General features: G+C 57.5%; 14 protein-coding genes. All 14 read left to right on the top strand.

Features of this window, described 5'->3' with window-relative positions; all coding sequences use genetic code 11:
* The first annotated feature begins 21 nt into the window (after positions 1 to 21).
* The 14 genes from IPH10_03455 to IPH10_03390 all read left to right on the top strand — a co-directional run bounded on the left by IPH10_03455 (position 22) and on the right by IPH10_03390 (position 15,943).
* A complete protein-coding gene (locus IPH10_03455; GenBank protein MBK6909976.1) occupies positions 22 to 507 on the top strand; it encodes a TlpA family protein disulfide reductase in 486 nt (161 codons plus the stop codon).
* Positions 500 to 2,005, top strand: a complete 1,506-nt coding sequence (locus IPH10_03450) for a hypothetical protein (protein ID MBK6909975.1) — start codon at positions 500 to 502, stop codon at positions 2,003 to 2,005. Before IPH10_03455 ends, IPH10_03450 begins: the two co-directional genes overlap by 8 nt.
* Positions 2,006 to 2,007: 2 nt before the next feature.
* Positions 2,008 to 3,399, top strand: a complete 1,392-nt coding sequence (gene selA / locus IPH10_03445; GenBank protein ID MBK6909974.1) for an L-seryl-tRNA(Sec) selenium transferase — start codon at positions 2,008 to 2,010, stop codon at positions 3,397 to 3,399.
* 9 nt (positions 3,400 to 3,408) lie between these two features.
* Positions 3,409 to 4,695 (top strand): nodulation protein NfeD, encoded by a 1,287-nt coding sequence (locus IPH10_03440; protein MBK6909973.1) that lies wholly within the window; start codon positions 3,409 to 3,411, stop codon positions 4,693 to 4,695.
* A gap of 10 nt (positions 4,696 to 4,705) precedes the next feature.
* Entirely contained in the window at positions 4,706 to 5,467 is a 762-nt protein-coding gene (locus tag IPH10_03435) for a slipin family protein (GenBank protein MBK6909972.1), read from the top strand.
* A 9-nt stretch (positions 5,468 to 5,476) separates the two neighbouring features.
* The gene (locus tag IPH10_03430) at positions 5,477 to 6,880 is read left to right on the top strand and encodes a PEGA domain-containing protein (protein MBK6909971.1); all 1,404 of its coding nucleotides are present in this window, start codon (positions 5,477 to 5,479) and stop codon (positions 6,878 to 6,880) included.
* 74 nt (positions 6,881 to 6,954) lie between these two features.
* Entirely contained in the window at positions 6,955 to 7,680 is a 726-nt protein-coding gene (locus tag IPH10_03425; GenBank protein ID MBK6909970.1) for an rRNA pseudouridine synthase, read from the top strand.
* Positions 7,681 to 7,682: 2 nt separating this feature from the next.
* The gene (locus IPH10_03420) at positions 7,683 to 7,907 is read left to right on the top strand and encodes a hypothetical protein (GenBank protein ID MBK6909969.1); all 225 of its coding nucleotides are present in this window, start codon (positions 7,683 to 7,685) and stop codon (positions 7,905 to 7,907) included.
* Positions 7,907 to 9,784, top strand: a complete 1,878-nt coding sequence (gene selB / locus IPH10_03415) for a selenocysteine-specific translation elongation factor (protein ID MBK6909968.1) — start codon at positions 7,907 to 7,909, stop codon at positions 9,782 to 9,784. Before IPH10_03420 ends, selB begins: the two co-directional genes overlap by 1 nt.
* Positions 9,781 to 11,307: a 2,3-bisphosphoglycerate-independent phosphoglycerate mutase gene (locus IPH10_03410; GenBank protein ID MBK6909967.1), complete on the top strand. Its 1,527-nt coding sequence runs from the start codon at positions 9,781 to 9,783 to the stop codon at positions 11,305 to 11,307. Before selB ends, IPH10_03410 begins: the two co-directional genes overlap by 4 nt.
* Positions 11,308 to 11,312: 5 nt before the next feature.
* Positions 11,313 to 12,467, top strand: a complete 1,155-nt coding sequence (locus IPH10_03405) for a hypothetical protein (GenBank protein MBK6909966.1) — start codon at positions 11,313 to 11,315, stop codon at positions 12,465 to 12,467.
* Positions 12,457 to 13,932, top strand: coding sequence for a polysaccharide biosynthesis protein (locus IPH10_03400; protein MBK6909965.1), 1,476 nt, complete (start codon positions 12,457 to 12,459; stop codon positions 13,930 to 13,932). Before IPH10_03405 ends, IPH10_03400 begins: the two co-directional genes overlap by 11 nt.
* Positions 13,929 to 15,011, top strand: a complete 1,083-nt coding sequence (locus IPH10_03395; protein MBK6909964.1) for a glycosyltransferase family 4 protein — start codon at positions 13,929 to 13,931, stop codon at positions 15,009 to 15,011. The genes IPH10_03400 and IPH10_03395 overlap by 4 nt, the downstream gene beginning before the upstream one ends.
* Positions 15,008 to 15,943: a glycosyltransferase gene (locus IPH10_03390; GenBank protein ID MBK6909963.1), complete on the top strand. Its 936-nt coding sequence runs from the start codon at positions 15,008 to 15,010 to the stop codon at positions 15,941 to 15,943. Before IPH10_03395 ends, IPH10_03390 begins: the two co-directional genes overlap by 4 nt.

Below are 15,943 nucleotides of genomic sequence, written 5' to 3'. Positions count from 1 at the left end.
TTCGTAACAGAGATCGCAATCGTGAAGACACTTCTTGCTCTAATTCTCTCTGTAATTCTGCTGAATTCCGCAAGTGCCGGCGGCCGTAATTGGTCGCTTCAGCAGGTCAACGGCGGCGACTTCAGCATCGCGAACAACGCTGGTGGTCGTCCCAGCCTGCTTGTGTTTTGGGCGACATGGTGTAAGCCGTGCAAAGCCGAACTGTCCAATCTGAAGGATACGTTTGATGACCTTCAAAGACGCGGCATGAACGTTCTGCTTGTCTCCGAAGACAATCAGAAATCCATGAGCCGTGTGAAACCGTTTCTCGATTCCAAGGGCTTCACTTGGACGGGATTGCACGATCCGGATGGCGAAGTCTTGAAGCTTTACGGCGGCACCTCCATACCGTATACCGTAATGCTCGATCCGTCCGGATCGCCCGTGTTTGAACATCGCGGCGAAATGAAAGACACGAACGCCATGCTCACGCGCGCCAACCAACTGCTCGAGTCTGCCGGTGAATAGACTTCTACTTGCTCTTTGCGCCTGCTGTCTGCTGAACCTTACAGCCTTTGCGCAGCTTGAGGACATTGAACTGGACGGCTCGAACCAATTGCGTTTTGACAATGGCCGTGAAGTAGACACCCGCCGCGCCGGCCTGGAATATCCTGACAATACGATCGCGCGCCGCTTCGTGGAAAACCGTCTGCGCCTCGACCTGTTCAGCGGAAACTTTCGCCTTGGGGGTCGCTACCTCTATTTTCGTCCGTCTGAAGCGGACGTGGATCAGTTTCGCCTGACCGATCAGAACCGCTTCGACAAACGCTACTTTGAAGCGACATTTGATCCGCTCCAACTCCGCTTCGGCCATTTCAGCGATTTGTGGGCTTCGGGCTTGGCCTTGAGTCTCTTTGAGAATCGCGACCTCTATTTTGATTCGGAACTTGACGGGGTGCGCGCGCAGGTAAACGCGGGCTCGGTGAAACTAATTGGTTTGACGGGCAAGACTCAAGCGGGCGCGCTGGTGCCCGAAATCAAGACGACGGCCGGACGCATCGAACTATCACCCGGCAAAGAGCATCTTGGGTTCAGCTACGTCTACCATGACAGTCTGCAAAACCCCGAGACCAGCGTCGCCGGAGTGGATTGGAATTTCACGCGCGGCCCGGTGAACGTGTACGGCGAGCGCGTCTGGAACGAACAGATACTGACAGGCGGAGACGAAGCCGGTCACGCCACGTTCGTGGGCGTCGTGCTCTCCCGCTGGGGATGGTCGCTGCTGGCCGAGTACGCCGATTACAACTACGGCCGCGCCACGCAGATACAAAATCCGCCGACGACCTTTCGCGAAGTTGGACCGCGACTTCTGCAGGGCCGCGAGCCGCACGTCATGAATGTCCCGGACGAAGTTGGTGCGCAAATTGAACTGAATGGATCCCTCGCGGAGAATACATTCGTTACGGGCCACTTCAACGCCAATAGCCGCCATTCAGAAGACGACGAGACGATTCCGCTGCCGACCCTTGAGGAGAAGTACCGCGCTTATTGGGATATTTTTGCCAACGTGGATCACTCGTTCGACGGCGGTCAACAGCTTTTTGTCGAATTAGGAGCGAATGAAGAATCCGCGGCGATCTGGCAGGAACGCACTTGGGGCCAGGTCCGCGCGACGTTTCCTTTTCGTGGTAGTCAGGAGCTTGAGTTTGAAGTCGAACAGCTCTTGATTACGGATAAGTCACGGGACGACGAGAAGTATCACGACATGCTTTACGCCGTCTCGTGGGTTCCGTCACCGACACTCTCACTCTACTTGTCCGTGCAGATGACGGACGATGAAGAGCTGCAAAAGCGTGAGGGCGACGCATGGATGTCCGGTGAAGTCGCCTGGCAACTGGCCGCCGGCAAACATCGCGCAATCCTCTTTTATGGCACTGAGCGCGGTGGGCTGAAGTGTTCAAACGGCGTTTGCCGTCAGGTTCAGGCTTTCTCGGGGTTGCGCTTCACATTGGAAACGTCGCTCTAAGGATGTGCGCGCAAAACGACGCGCGCCGCAACCTGCCCGGCGTGGACAAACTGCTCGAACGCAGTGAACTACGCGCCTATCGCGATCGCATTGCCACTCCGCATTTGACTCGACTCGTGCGCGAGCAATTGGACAGCGCGCGAGAAGCGCTTGCCCGTGGGAAAGAAGCGCCTGACGAAGAACAGCTCGCGCTGCGCATCGTTCGTGAAATCGAGCGTCGCCTCAATTCCGGACCGCGTCGCGTGATTAACGCGACCGGAGTTATTCTGCACACCGGTTTGGGCCGGGCGCCGCTTTCCGCTGCGGCAATCGCAGCCGTTGCCGACACAGCACGATACTGTGACTTGGAATTTGACCTCGAGTCCGGGGACCGCGGGGACCGCCAGAGCCATGTCGAATCGCTCTTGGCTTGGATCACGGGAGCAGACGCTGCGCTCATGGTGAACAATAACGCCGCCGCGCTCTTTCTTGTTCTGAATAGTCTCGCTGCCCGCCGCGAAGTCATCGTATCCCGCGGCCAGCTCATTGAAATCGGCGGCAGCTTTCGCCTACCCGAGATCATGGCACGGGCCGGAGCGAAGCTGATCGAAGTCGGCACGACCAACCGCACACGCATTTCAGATTTCGCCGCAGCCGTGTCGGATAAAACAGCGATGCTGCTGCGCGCCTACCCGTCCAATTTCCGCGTCGAGGGCTTCGCCGAGAGCGTCGAAGTGGCGGACCTGGCGACCTTGGCACACTCTTTTGGTGCTCTGTGTGTAGATGACCTCGGCGGCGGCCTGCTATGGGACTGGGCGAAGCTCGGCATGCCGACCGAGCCGCATGTTGCTCAAAGTTTGTCGGCCGGAGCCGATCTGGTACTGGTGTCGGGCGACAAGGTCCTCGGAGGCCCGCAGGCCGGATTGATTCTGGGCCGTACGGAGCTTGTTGCCAAGCTGAAGAAGTCCCCGCTGGCCCGTGTCTTGCGTCCCGGCAAACTTGAAGTCGCCGCGCTGTCGGCCACGCTGCTGAGCTTTTTGCACCCTGACCGTCCTGCTCGTGAGGTTCCGGTTTGGAGCATGTTCGCGGAAATGCCAGAAACGACGCGCACACGAGCCGACAGGCTGTTGTCTTTGGTGAAGGGCGGCGATTGGGCGCAGATCGAAGTCTGTGAATCACCGGCCCAAGCGGGATCGGGAACGCTGCCGGCGACGCCCCTACCGTCGTTTGCCTTGGCTTTGAACCCAGCGCGTCAGTCGGCGGCACGGTTCGCGCGCGGGCTACGTACTGCGCGTACGCCGGTTATAGCAGTCGTTCAAAATGACACGGTGCTTGTGAACTTGCGCACCGTGTCCGACTCTGAATTGACAGAGCTTGCGGAAACAATCTTGTCGGTTGCGGACAAGAAGGCATAGGTAACTACCATGCTGCGGATCCTGTTGTTGCTCATGGCCGCGGCCTGCGCAGCTCGCGCAGGCACGGTCCAATGGCTGACGCTGGACAGTGGAATTGGTCCCGTCGCCAATGAAATGCTCGAAAGCGCTCTCGACGAGGCCCGGCGCGTGGACGCGGAGGCCTTGGTGATCGAACTCGATACTCCCGGCGGCCTGCTGAAGACCACCCGGATGATGTGCAAGACGATCCTTGCCTCGGACATTCCAGTTATCGTCTACGTTGCACCTTCCGGTGCACGCGCGGGATCCGCAGGCGTGTTCATCACGCTGGCGGCGCATGTTGCGGCAATGGCTCCAGGCACGAATATAGGTGCTGCGCACCCTGTAGGCTTGGGCGGATCCGGCGGTTCGGATACGTCTGGCGTGATGGAAGGCAAAATCACCAACGACGCGGCGGCGTTCGCGCGCACGTTGGCCGAACAGCGCGGCCGAAACGTTGAATGGGCCGAGCAATCCGTTCGCGAGAGCAAGTCCATTACCGAATCTGAAGCGCTCGCCATGGGCGTTATTGAAATCATTGCACCGTCGCCGGATTCGCTGTTGGTCATGCTCGACGGCCGTATCGTTACGGTGGACGGACGGCCTGACACGCTCAGCACCCGTGACGCCGTGATCGCCAAGCCGCCCATGAGCATGCGCCTGCGCGTGCTGGATGTGATCGCCGATCCAAACATCGCGTACATCCTACTCTTGATCGGCATTTACGGTCTGTTCTTCGAGCTGTATAATCCCGGCGCAGTATTCCCCGCCGTAATCGGCGGACTGTCCTTACTGCTATCCTGCTACAGCTTGCAGCTCTTGCCTGTCAATTGGGCGGGGCTGTTGTTGATCGCTTTTGCGATTATCCTATTCGTACTCGAAATCAAGATCACCAGTTACGGATTACTCTCCGTTGCGGGAGTGGTGAGCATGGTACTTGGATCACTGATGCTGTTTCAGTCTGGGACGACCGGACTATCGGTTGGCCTGGAAATTATCATCCCGGCTGCCATCGTGACCGCGCTCTTCTTCGCTCTCGTGGTCGGCATGGGGCTGCGCGCGCAGTCGCGTAAAGTTGTCACCGGCGTTGAAGGCCTGGTTGGCGAAACGGGCACCGTTTCGTCGCCGTTGCACCCTAACGGCAAAGTACTTGTCCACGGCGAGCTGTGGTCCGCTCATAGTTCGCAGGACATTGAGCGTGGCGCCCGCGTTCGGGTTACCGCAGTCAATGGCATGGAATTGTCCGTCGAACCGGTCACAGACCGGATAACCACGTAGAGGAGTAGCCATGTTACCGCTGGTTGCTTTCATCGTAGTGTTCGCTGTATTTGTCATCAGCACCTCGATTCGCATCTTGAACGAATACGAGCGCGGTGTCGTGTTTCGTTTGGGACGTGTCATCGGTGTCAAGGGCCCGGGCCTGATTATCTTGATTCCGTTGGTGGACAAGATGGTCAAGATTAGCTTGCGTACAGTCGTGCTCGACGTGCCGCCGCAGGATGTCATCACGCGGGACAACGTTTCGTTGCAAGTCAACGCCGTCGTCTATTTCCGAGTCATGGATCCCTCCAAGGCCGTGCTTGACGTGGAGAACTATATGTTCGCCACGAGCCAGTTGTCGCAAACGACGCTGCGCAGCGTGCTGGGACAAATCCAACTTGATGAAATTCTCTCCGAGCGTGAAAAGATCAATGACGAACTGCAGCAGATCATTGATCGTCAGACCGACCCATGGGGAATCAAGATTTCACTGGTCGAGCTGAAGCACGTTGACTTGCCGCAAGAGATGAAGCGCGCAATGGCCCGGCAAGCCGAGGCCGAGCGTGAGCGCCGGGCCAAGATCATCGCCGCCGAAGGCGAGCGCCAGGCCGCCGACCAGTTGACCGAAGCAGCCGCCATAATTTCCAAACACCCGCAAGCTTTGCAGCTGCGTTACCTGCAAACATTGGTTGAGATAGCGGCGGAAAACAATTCGACGACGATCTTCCCGATCCCGATTGAACTGCTGAAGCCGTTCCTCGACTCCAAGTCAGACTCCCCTCGCACTTAACCAATACCTATGCCCCGACGCAACTCACGTCCTATCGTCCAACTTGTCGGCAATCTCGCGCGGATTGTTCTACCGTTGCTGGTCATTACAGCGGCGGCTTGGTGGATACTCAATCGGGATGCCACTCCTCAGGGCGACTTACGCGTCACGTCGAGCGTCAAAGGCGTTGATATTTTCGTGGACGGCGTCCAGACCGGCGCGACCACGGACACGGTGTTGACCGGTCTGCCGACCGGTCGCCGATTGGTCACCGTTCGTGCGCTCGGCATGATTGCTGATCCCGAGGTGGCCATCGTGGAGATTCAACGTGACCGGACCGCAGTAGCGGTCTTCACGTTGCGCGACTCAGCCGACGTGGTCAAATCGGATAATATTGCATCGCGTGACCGCGTTCGGCAGGATGCATTTGCGCGCGACGAAGAGGCGGTGCGCTCGATACCGCCTGCACCGGCCCGCCGCACCATGATGGATTATGAAGAGGATGTTGACCGGGAGACCGAACGCTTTGAACGCCCGGTAACGGATTTCATTCCGCATCAGCGCCGATCGGCCGCTGACACTACCGCGACCGACCTCGGCTCGATACCGATCGAATCCGTACGCGCCCTTACAGGCACGCAAATCACAGTCTCATCGGAACCTGTTGGCGCGTTGATCGTGGTCAATGGGGCGCGCACCGGCAACCGTACTCCGCACACGTTTCGCGGGTTGGATCGCGGCATCTACGTTTTCACTCTCGAACTCGATGGGCACATTGTTAAGCCGGATAGCATCGAGGTTTACCTAACAGCTGATTCGCAAGCCGAACTTGCCGCGTTCTCCATGCAGCCGCTGCAACAGCTTCCTGTGCCGCAACTGACCGTGCAAACCAAGCCGTTGGCCGCCGGAATTCGCCTCGATGGCGTCGCCGTTGGAGTCGGTGCGGCTACAATCAGCACGGAGTACGGTACGCGAATTGTCGAGTTTGCGGATGTACCCGGATACAAGACGCCTGAACCGGTGCGCATCAGCGTGACGGCAGATGCTCCGAATCAGGAAGTTGTCGGCACGTACCAGCGGCTGTCGGGGAGTGCCATGGTCGCCGTCGTCCCCGGAGAGAACTTCGTTCGCTTCGATGCGTCGAAGCTCCGGGTCTTCGTGGACGGTGAACTCATCTTGGATGGTCCCAAGGGCAAGTTTGACGCGACCTTGATGGGCAGCTTGTATCCCGGCGAACGCGCGATCAAAGTTCAGTATGAGGATCTTGTTGCCGAAGAAATCGTCGCCTTGATGGACGATCAGGTTGCGGAATTGACGATCCGGGTGGATTCGATGTTCGGCAAGCGCAAACTCAAGTTCAAGTCCAAGACGGATATTCCCCTCGATAAATGGCAGGCGCGCTTCAAGAAGTCCAGCGTCCTGACTCAGAGTTGAAGGCCGTGCGCCGAACGGGCGGCCCTCGCGCAATAGACCCTCAACCCGAGGGTCTTTTGCTGAAGCCGGAACGATTGAACCGCTATCTCGCGCGTCACGGCGTCTGCTCACGTCGCGCCGCGGATGAACTTATCGCCTCCGGCGCGGTTACTGTGAACAACCGTCGGACCACACGACTCGGCGTGACCGTTGATCCCGAAAACGATGTCGTTCACGTTCACGGCCAGCGAGTCCTGGCGGCACTCGATCCCAAAGTGCTCATGTTGAACAAACCCGTTGGCGTCCTGAGCACGTGCAAGCTCAGTCGGGAAGAGGGGACCATAATCCTCGACTATCTTCCGAAGGACCGCCGGTATTTCCCGGTGGGCCGCCTCGATCGCGATTCCGCCGGACTGATGTTGATAACGGACGACGGGGACCTTGCGCATCGGCTGGCCCATCCCAGCTTCGGGTCACGCAAAGTGTACCGAGTTGAAGTTCATCCGCAGCTTGAGTACAAGCAGGCCATGCGGCTTGTTCGAGGCATCGAGCTGGCCGATGGACTTGCGCGCGCCATAGAGGTCACCCAAGTCACTGCTTCCGTCTACGATGTGACCCTGGGTGACGGCCGAAAACGCCAACTGCGCCGCATGATTACGGCACTGGGTTCGCACGTAATTTCGCTGACTCGCATTGAACAAGCCGGCATCAAGCTCGGCAGTTTGCGTCCCGGCCGCTGGCGCGAACTTACTCCCACAGAACTTCGCTTGCTGCGTGCCAAGTTCGCGCAGCCTACTACTTCCAAACACACCGAGGACTAATCATGTTTCTCGTTGACGAAGAAAACCTGATCATTCATAGCATGGCATCGCCGAAGTACGAGTGCCAGATCAAAAAGATTCCAGAAGACAAACGCCGTAAAGTGTACACTCTGGATCAAGTGAAGCGCATGATTGACACGCAGCACAGGCCTCAATATAACGGCTGTCAATGGTGCATGGCCGAGTACCATACATTTGATATGCAGAGCATATTCCGGCGCGAATAATGGGCCGAGTCATCGTCGGCACCGCCGGACACATTGACCACGGAAAATCGTCCCTCGTTCGCGCTCTCACCGGAACGGATCCGGATCGCCTTCCCGAGGAGAAGCGCAGGCAGATTACGATTGACCTCGGCTACGCATTTCTTGAAGATGTCGCCGCGATTATTGACGTGCCAGGTCACGAGAAGTTCATCCACAATATGGTCGCCGGCGCGGCGACGGTGGATTTTGCGTTGCTCGTCATTGCCGCCGACGATGGCGTAATGCCTCAGACTCGTGAGCATTTGCATATTCTTCGATTGCTCGGCATACCGTCGGGCGCCATCGTGCTGACCAAGTGCGGCGTGACCGAGTCATCATGGCGCGAACTCGTCAAAGAACAGATCCGCGAAGTGACCCTCGGTACCTTTCTTGTTGACGCGCCGATCTTCGAAGTGGATTCACTGTCCGGCGCGGGCATTCCTTCCTTGCGTGAGTACTTGGTGAAGACTCTTCCTACGGCCGCCCGCCGATCAGATCGTGGTGTCTTGCGCATACCGATTGACCGCGTCTTCACGATTCACGGCCACGGCACGGTGGTCACGGGGACTTTGCTCTCCGGCACCGTTGAGAAAGAACAACGAGTCGAGTTCCAACCCGGTGCAGTGCCCGCGCGAGTGAAGCAACTCCAATCCAATGCTCGTGAGCATACCGTTCTGCGCGCCGGGATGCGCGCTGCTCTGAACGTCAATTGCGACGAGATTCCTGTGCGCGGGCAGACGCTCACGCAGCCGCATGCGCTTAGGGCCTCGCGCCGTCTCGCCATACGTTTTGAGCAAATCGCGGAAGCGCCGCCCTTGAAGGATCGCCAGCGCGTGCGCGTGTTGATCGGCACACAAGAAGTGATGGCACGATTCCGCTTGCTCGGATCGCGGGATGAGTTTCTTTATGGCCTGCTGTTGCTCGATGAGCCGGTAGTTGCGATATGGAACGACCGCTGTATTATCCGTCGCTATTCGCCGATGGATACATTGGGCGGCGCTCTTGTCTTGGAATCCGACCCGCCGTTGCGGCCGGCTCGCCAACGCGCGCAAGCCGCCGATATTCTTTCGCGATTTGCCGTCACGGACTTGGCCAGCGTGCTTACAGTTTGGCTTGAGTACCGCGCACCATACGGACTTACACTGCGCGCACTCGGCCAGAACTTTGGCGTGAGCGACGACTGGTTAACGACCCACTTCTTGAAGGGCGACAACGCCGTCAGCTTCCACGCCGGCTTCGCATTTCACGCCAGTAGTCTCCGCCGCTGGTGCGATACAATTCTGAAACAAATCGCCGAACTTCATGCGCGGCAAAAAGATGCCACAGGCTTCACATCCGCTCAGCTTGCGGCATCGCTGCGCGCCCTTCCTGAACCGCTGCTGAGTCATGCACTCGCGGAATTGCAGCGGCAGAAACGAATCATCATTCAAGACGGGCTGGTCCGCCTCCAAACAGCGTCAAACACACTCGACGAGAATACGGCCAAGCTCCTCGAGTCAATTTTACAGCAGTTACAAACTGACGGTTTCGCTCCGTCGAATTCAGGCATGCTTAGCGAACGGCTCGGCCGGTCAAAGAGCGACATCGAGCGTGCGCTCGTGATCGCCATGCGCACAGATCGAGCAATGCGGCTCGGGACGGACATGTTCTTCGAGAAGTCCGTCTTTGCGAACGCCGTTCAATTAGTGCGCGACCTGCTCCTGCGCCAGGGCACCGTACAGGTTTCAGAACTTAGCAAAGTTCTTACCTCGTCAAGGAAGTATGTCGTTCCGTTTCTCGAGTACCTCGACATGATCGGCATCACAGAGCGGCGCGGCAACGATCGCGTGCCTGGCCGCAATTTTGAAAATAGTCAATGAACACACGTCGCATTATTCTCGCAATTCTGGATGGCTACGGTCTTGCACCGGCCGGTCCATACAACGCAGTCACGCAGGCTGATACGCCGTATCTTGACGCCATGTGGCGCGATAATCCATCCGCCACGCTGATCACATGTGGCGAAGATGTCGGCCTGCCCGCGGGACAAATGGGCAACAGCGAAGTTGGCCATCTGAATATTGGCGCGGGCCGAGTCGTCTATCAGGATATAACGCGCATTGACGTAGCGATACGCGACGGTTCATTTTATTCGAATCCCGTGCTGCTGTCACTGCTGGCCGAACTGCGCGCGCGCGACGCGACGCTGCACCTATTGGGTCTGATCAGTGACGGCGGCGTTCACTCCTCGTTGAACCACGTACGCGCGATTCTTGAGACATGCCGACGCGACAATTTCAAAAATGTCGTCATCCACGTATTCACCGATGGCCGGGACACGCCACCCCACAGCGGCATGGATCATGTTGCTACGCTGGAACGATGGATGACCGAGATTGGCGTCGGCATAATCGGCACTGTGGCGGGCCGCTACTATGCGATGGATCGCGACAAAAGATGGGAGCGACTCGCCAAGGCCTACGATGCACTGGTTCATGGCACGGGTTTGCACGCCTCAACACCCAGTGCCGCAGTGCAGGCGTCGTACGATGCCGGTACGACTGACGAGTTTATTCTTCCAACCATCATCGCCTCCCAAACGCCTACTCGCATTCAAAATGGCGACGGCGCGCTCTTTTTCAATTTCCGCGCCGACCGCGCTCGCCAATTGACCGCTGCCCTAACGGACCCTGCATTCGCCGAGTTTGCTTGTCCGTTCCAGTTGCGTTCGTATGTTACAATGACTCAATACCATGAAGCCTATCGTTTCCCGGTGCTGTTCCCACCGCAGTCACTGTCAAAGATTCTCGGACAAGTGCTTTCTCAGCATGGTCTTCGGCAATTGCGAATCGCTGAGACAGAAAAGTACCCGCACGTTACGTTCTTCTTCAATGGCGGGCAAGATACCCCTTTTGAGCAAGAGGATAGAATCCTAATTCAGTCGCCCAAAGTGGCAACGTATGACTTGCAGCCCGAGATGAGTGCCCCGGAAGTCACTCAACAACTTTGCAACGCCATTCGCGAGCAACGGTACGAATTCATCTGCGTCAATTTCGCAAATTGCGACATGGTTGGTCACACAGGCGTCATGAACGCGGCGGTCAGCGCTGTCGAAGCCGTTGACGGCGCCGTCAAGCGCATGGTCGAAGCCGCGCGCGCGGCCGATTACGCCTTGCTCATTACGGCCGATCACGGAAATGCGGAACAAATGTGGGATCCGACGACAAACGGCCCCCATACTGCTCACACAACGAATCTTGTTCCTGTCGCGTTGCTGCACGCACCGGTCGGCATGCGTTTGCGCGACGGAGGGCGCTTGGCCGACCTCGCACCCACCATCCTCGAGTATTTGCAAGTCTCGCAGCCTGCGGAGATGACCGGACAATCGCTACTGACTCGCTGAATTCATTGAAGGGTGGGTGGCGGGAAGCGCTCATCATCGCGCTGGCGTTTGGATTGGTTGTGCGCGTTGCGTTGATATTTCAAACGCCGTTTGACCAACCCGTTCAAGTGGGCAAGCTGTCTGCGTATAACGATGAAGTTGCCCACGTCGCCTATACCCAGCACATTTTGCGGACGGGCTCTTTGCCATCGAACGGCGAACCGATTGCCGACTGGCTCGCGGGCGCTACACCCTCCTTTGAGAATTACCAGTCTCCGTTCTATTACATTCTCCATGCGCTTGCCTGCAAGCTGGTCACGGCAGGAGACGCCGATGCCATCGCCTTCGTCGGGCGTTGGCTGTCACTGGCGTGCTGGATTGGGATCTTGGTCGTGGCCTGGCAGCTTTGCGATGAGCTGGTCGGCGGTCGCGGGGGAGCGATCCACTCGGCCACCATCATTCTACTTTCCTTGTCCGGCGTTATGGCTCGCTTCTCGACTCAGGCCGGCAATGAGGCCCTCGCCTGGCTTGTTGCGGGAGTCATTTCCCTAGCGTGCCTCAGGAGCCTTGAAGTCCGACGTCCGTCCACTCTCGCCGCAATTGCCACGCTTTTCGTCATCGGCCTGTACGTTAAGGCGTCTCTGCTCTTGGTCGCACCATTCGTTCTCTATACGCTGTTTATCGTAAGTGACAAGTCACCCGCCCGATTCGCTCTGACACTTCTTGCAATTGCGATAGCACTGGCGCCGTTGGCGTGGCGCAACGTCGAGCACTTTGGTGGATTCCTGCCGCTATCCGCCGGATTTGGCGCGGCTTTGTGGCATTGGCCAAGCGCGACGTTTCTATCTTACTTCACACGTTCAGCGATCTTTCCCTGGAGCGAGTTGTGGGGTGGAGCCAAGGGCGGGGTCTTGATGCTCCCCGGCTTGGTCTTGCTTACGGCGGTCGTGGGCGGTATCTTTCGCAGGCGCGTGCAATCACCATTGATGATGCTGTTCGCTCTAACTGTTCTATGTGGATTCCTATGGCTGAATTTGCGCTACGATCAAGCCGAAGGTCGCTATTTATTTGTGGCGTGGCCCGCCATTGCCATCGGAATCGCTAACCTGCCGGTCCGTCTGCAATCTCCGTGGCTCTTCCTGCTGATCTTTACTCTACCTTACCTGCTTTTTGTCGTCTAATAGTGTATCCCATCGGCTGCGCGCGCTGACCAAAGAATCCGCTATCTATGGTCTTGCGCACGTACTAACTCGGTCCATTACGTTCCTGCTGCTGCCGTATTACAGCCATCGCATGTCAGCAGCGGACTACGGCGAGCTGTCGCTCTACTATCTGTTTCTGGCGGTAATGTATACGTTCTATGCGTATGGCATGGACATCGCCTACTTGCGTTTTTACAATCTGAGCGATCACGGGCGTTCGAAACCGGTCGTAACCGGAACCACGATCGTGCTCGCCCTCGGAACGAGCCTCGGATTGAGCGCGGTGCTTGCTTTGGTCAGCGCCCCAATCGGCGATCTGCTCATCACTACGCCGCAAGATCCGGCGACCGTTGCACCAAACGTGCTGATCTGCATCGGCGTATTGTTCTTTGACACCATAGGTGCCTATCCGTTTCTAAGACTGCGAAGTGAGAACAGGCCGCTTGTCTTCGCCGGACAGAAGCTGATTAACGTCGCGGTGACTCTTGGACTGAATATCTATTTCATCGAAGTGATGGGACTCGGCCTGCAAGGCGTCTTGATCGCGAATCTGATCGCGAGCATTCTGACCGCTCTGCTGCTGATACCGGGAATATGGCGCGACATCGAATGGAAAGTGGATGGTCCGCTGTTACGCGAGATGCTGCGTTTCGGATTGCCTAATATCCCGACGTATCTGTTCGTTATGATTGTGGAACTCGCCGGCCGCAAGGCTATAGAAGTTTACCGCGGTTCGGAAGAGGCGGGCCTGTACTCGGCGGGCTACAAGCTCGGGATGTTCATGGGCGTTATCAATGCGGCGTTTCGTTTTGCCTGGCAGCCCTTTTCGCTGAAGCACGCCTCCGACGAGCAAGCGCCCGTGCTATTCTCCAAGGTCCTCACGTATTACGTGCTGGCCTCAATGTGCTTCACGGTATGGCTCTCGCTGCTGGCACAACCGCTGCTGACCGCTGATCTCCCGATTGTCGGACAGATCATCGCGCCCGCATTCTGGGCAGGGTTCACCGTTTTCCCGTTGATTCTCTTTGCCCACATCTTTGATGGTATTTACGCCAACTTGATGGTCGGCATTTTCTTGAAGAAGGCAACCCGGCGGCTTCCCATGGTCACTGGCGCGGCGGCCGCTGTTACAATCGTCGGCAACCTGCTGCTTGTTCCAAGGTATGGAATGCTCGCGTCCGCTTGGGTGACGCTTGCCGCATTCATCGTGCAGGCCATGCTGATCTTCAACGTCGCCAATCGCCTCTATCCGATTCCTTACGAGTGGCCGCGCATCTTGCTGCTCTTTGGAGTCGGATCGCTGTTCATCCTGACGGCCTCGTACATCGATCTGTCCGTGCCTGCCCGCCTTGGACTTGCAGTGGCGTTTCCGTTAGTGCTTGTTGCACTCAGATTTTTCACTCCGCAAGAGTTGCGCACGGTGCGGCGTATGTTCGGCGCATGAAGATTCTCTACTTGGCGCCGGAGCATGTATCCGGCACTCTGTCTTTGTTCAAACGCGAACACGAGCGCCGCGGTGACACATGCCGTTTCATCACTTTCTGGCACAGCCGCTGGGATTTTCCCGACGACATTTGCCTGAACTTGCACGGAATGCCGAACCATGGTTGGGTGCGCGGACTGCGCAAACTTGTGGCCCACGACCCTCATGCAATTCCGTCGCGCGTCGTAGAGGATCGGTTGCCGCACTGGACTCCGAATCCGGTAGCTCGTGCGCTCCATGCCTTGCGCGACGAACGCAACTGGCGTAAGATCAACGCCGCCATTCGTCAGCATGAGCTCTTCGCGTTCGATGTCTTGCACCTCGATGGCGGCGCGGATTTCACACGCGATGCCCGTTTCGCGCGGACTTTCAAGTCTCTCGGCAAGCCGATTATCGCCTATTACCACGGTTCCGACCTGCGGTCGCGCGGGTATATTCCGGCCGTGGATCGTATCACAGATCTGCGTTTGACTCCTGAATGGGATCTCGCTGCAATTGACCGGCGCCTGTGCTACCAGTATCTGCCGTTGGACCTCTCCCGTTTCAAGGCAAAGCCGTACGCGCCCGGAACGGTCTTGCGTATCGGTCACGCCGCGCGCAATCCGCAAAAGGGCACGGCGCATGTGCAACGCGCAGTAGCCGAGCTGTCGAGGACGCATCGCGTCGAGCTTGTTCTAATCCAGAACATGACCCACGACCAGGCGCTGGCCGCCAAGGAATCCTGCGATCTATTCGTGGATCAGTTGACGAACGAGGGTGGATGGGGTTATGGAATGAGTGGGGTGGAGGCGCTGGCGATGGGAATTCCCGTGGTAACCAATGTACCGGCCGCCATGTCGCAGCTTATTGGCGACCATCCATTCGTACAGGCCGATCCGGCATCAATTAGTGATGTATTGCGGGCCCTCGTCGACAATCCGGCACGCTGTGCCGATCTGGCCGCACGCGGACGCGCTTGGGTTGACGAGCGGCACGAGGTTCGACGTGTCGTGGACACATTGTACGCGCATTATCAGAAGTTGGGATTGGCCGCGGCATGACGCTCAGCGTCGTTGTGATCAGTTTCAATCAACGCTTGTTGATTGAACGTTTGATTGGACAACTGCTGGACCAGAGTTTTGCGCCGGACGACTATGAAGTTATCGTCGTTGAGTGTAACTCGCAGGACCAAACTGCCGACTGGTTACTGGCACAGAGCGATGCTCGGCTGCGACCGGTGATCCTGTCGCATGATTGCAATCGTTCCGCGGCACGCAATCGCGGCATCCTGGAATCGCGTGGGCGTATCGTCGTCATGATTGACGGCGACCACACGATCTCACCGGACTTTCTTGTTCGGCACTCCGACGCGCATGCACCAGGCGTCCGTGCCATAGTCGGCAAATCAATCTTCGCGCCGGACCCGGAATACCGCGCAATCAGCACCTATCTTGATGGTAGTGGTGCAGCTAAACTCCCAATCGGAACCATGCTGCCGGGCCGCTACTTCCTCACCCGCAATTGTTCTGTTCCGCGTGATGTGCTTATAGACATTGGGCTGTTTGACGAACAATTTGATCAATGGGGCGGGGAGGACTTAGACTTGGGAGTTCGACTCGAACGGGCGGGAGTCCCGATCATTGGCGCGCCGCAGGCGTTGGCAGTTCACCACCACTTTCGCACGTTACAAGAAGTCATGCGAGTGATCGAGGCCTACGGTGCAGGCAGCATTCCGCGACTGTTAGGAAAACATCCTCAGCTGTTCCGCGAACTTAATCTCGACTGGCTCTATCACAATCCTTTTCAACCGGATCAATTTTCCAGGCCGACGCGGTTGTTACACCGCCTGCTCTGCTCGGCGCTCATTTACACCACCATGCTATCCATCGCGCAGAGTCTACGGAGATTCCGTCTGCCGCGTGTCTTGTTAGACTATCTTCACCTCCGGCAATATGCCAAAGGCTATTGCCGTGCCGCCGGGCCCAAATTATAG

The sequence above is a fragment of the bacterium genome (assembly GCA_016702305.1).
Taxonomy (GTDB): domain Bacteria; phylum Electryoneota; class RPQS01; order RPQS01; family RPQS01; genus JABWCQ01.
This window is presented reverse-complemented; position numbering and strand designations above follow the sequence as displayed.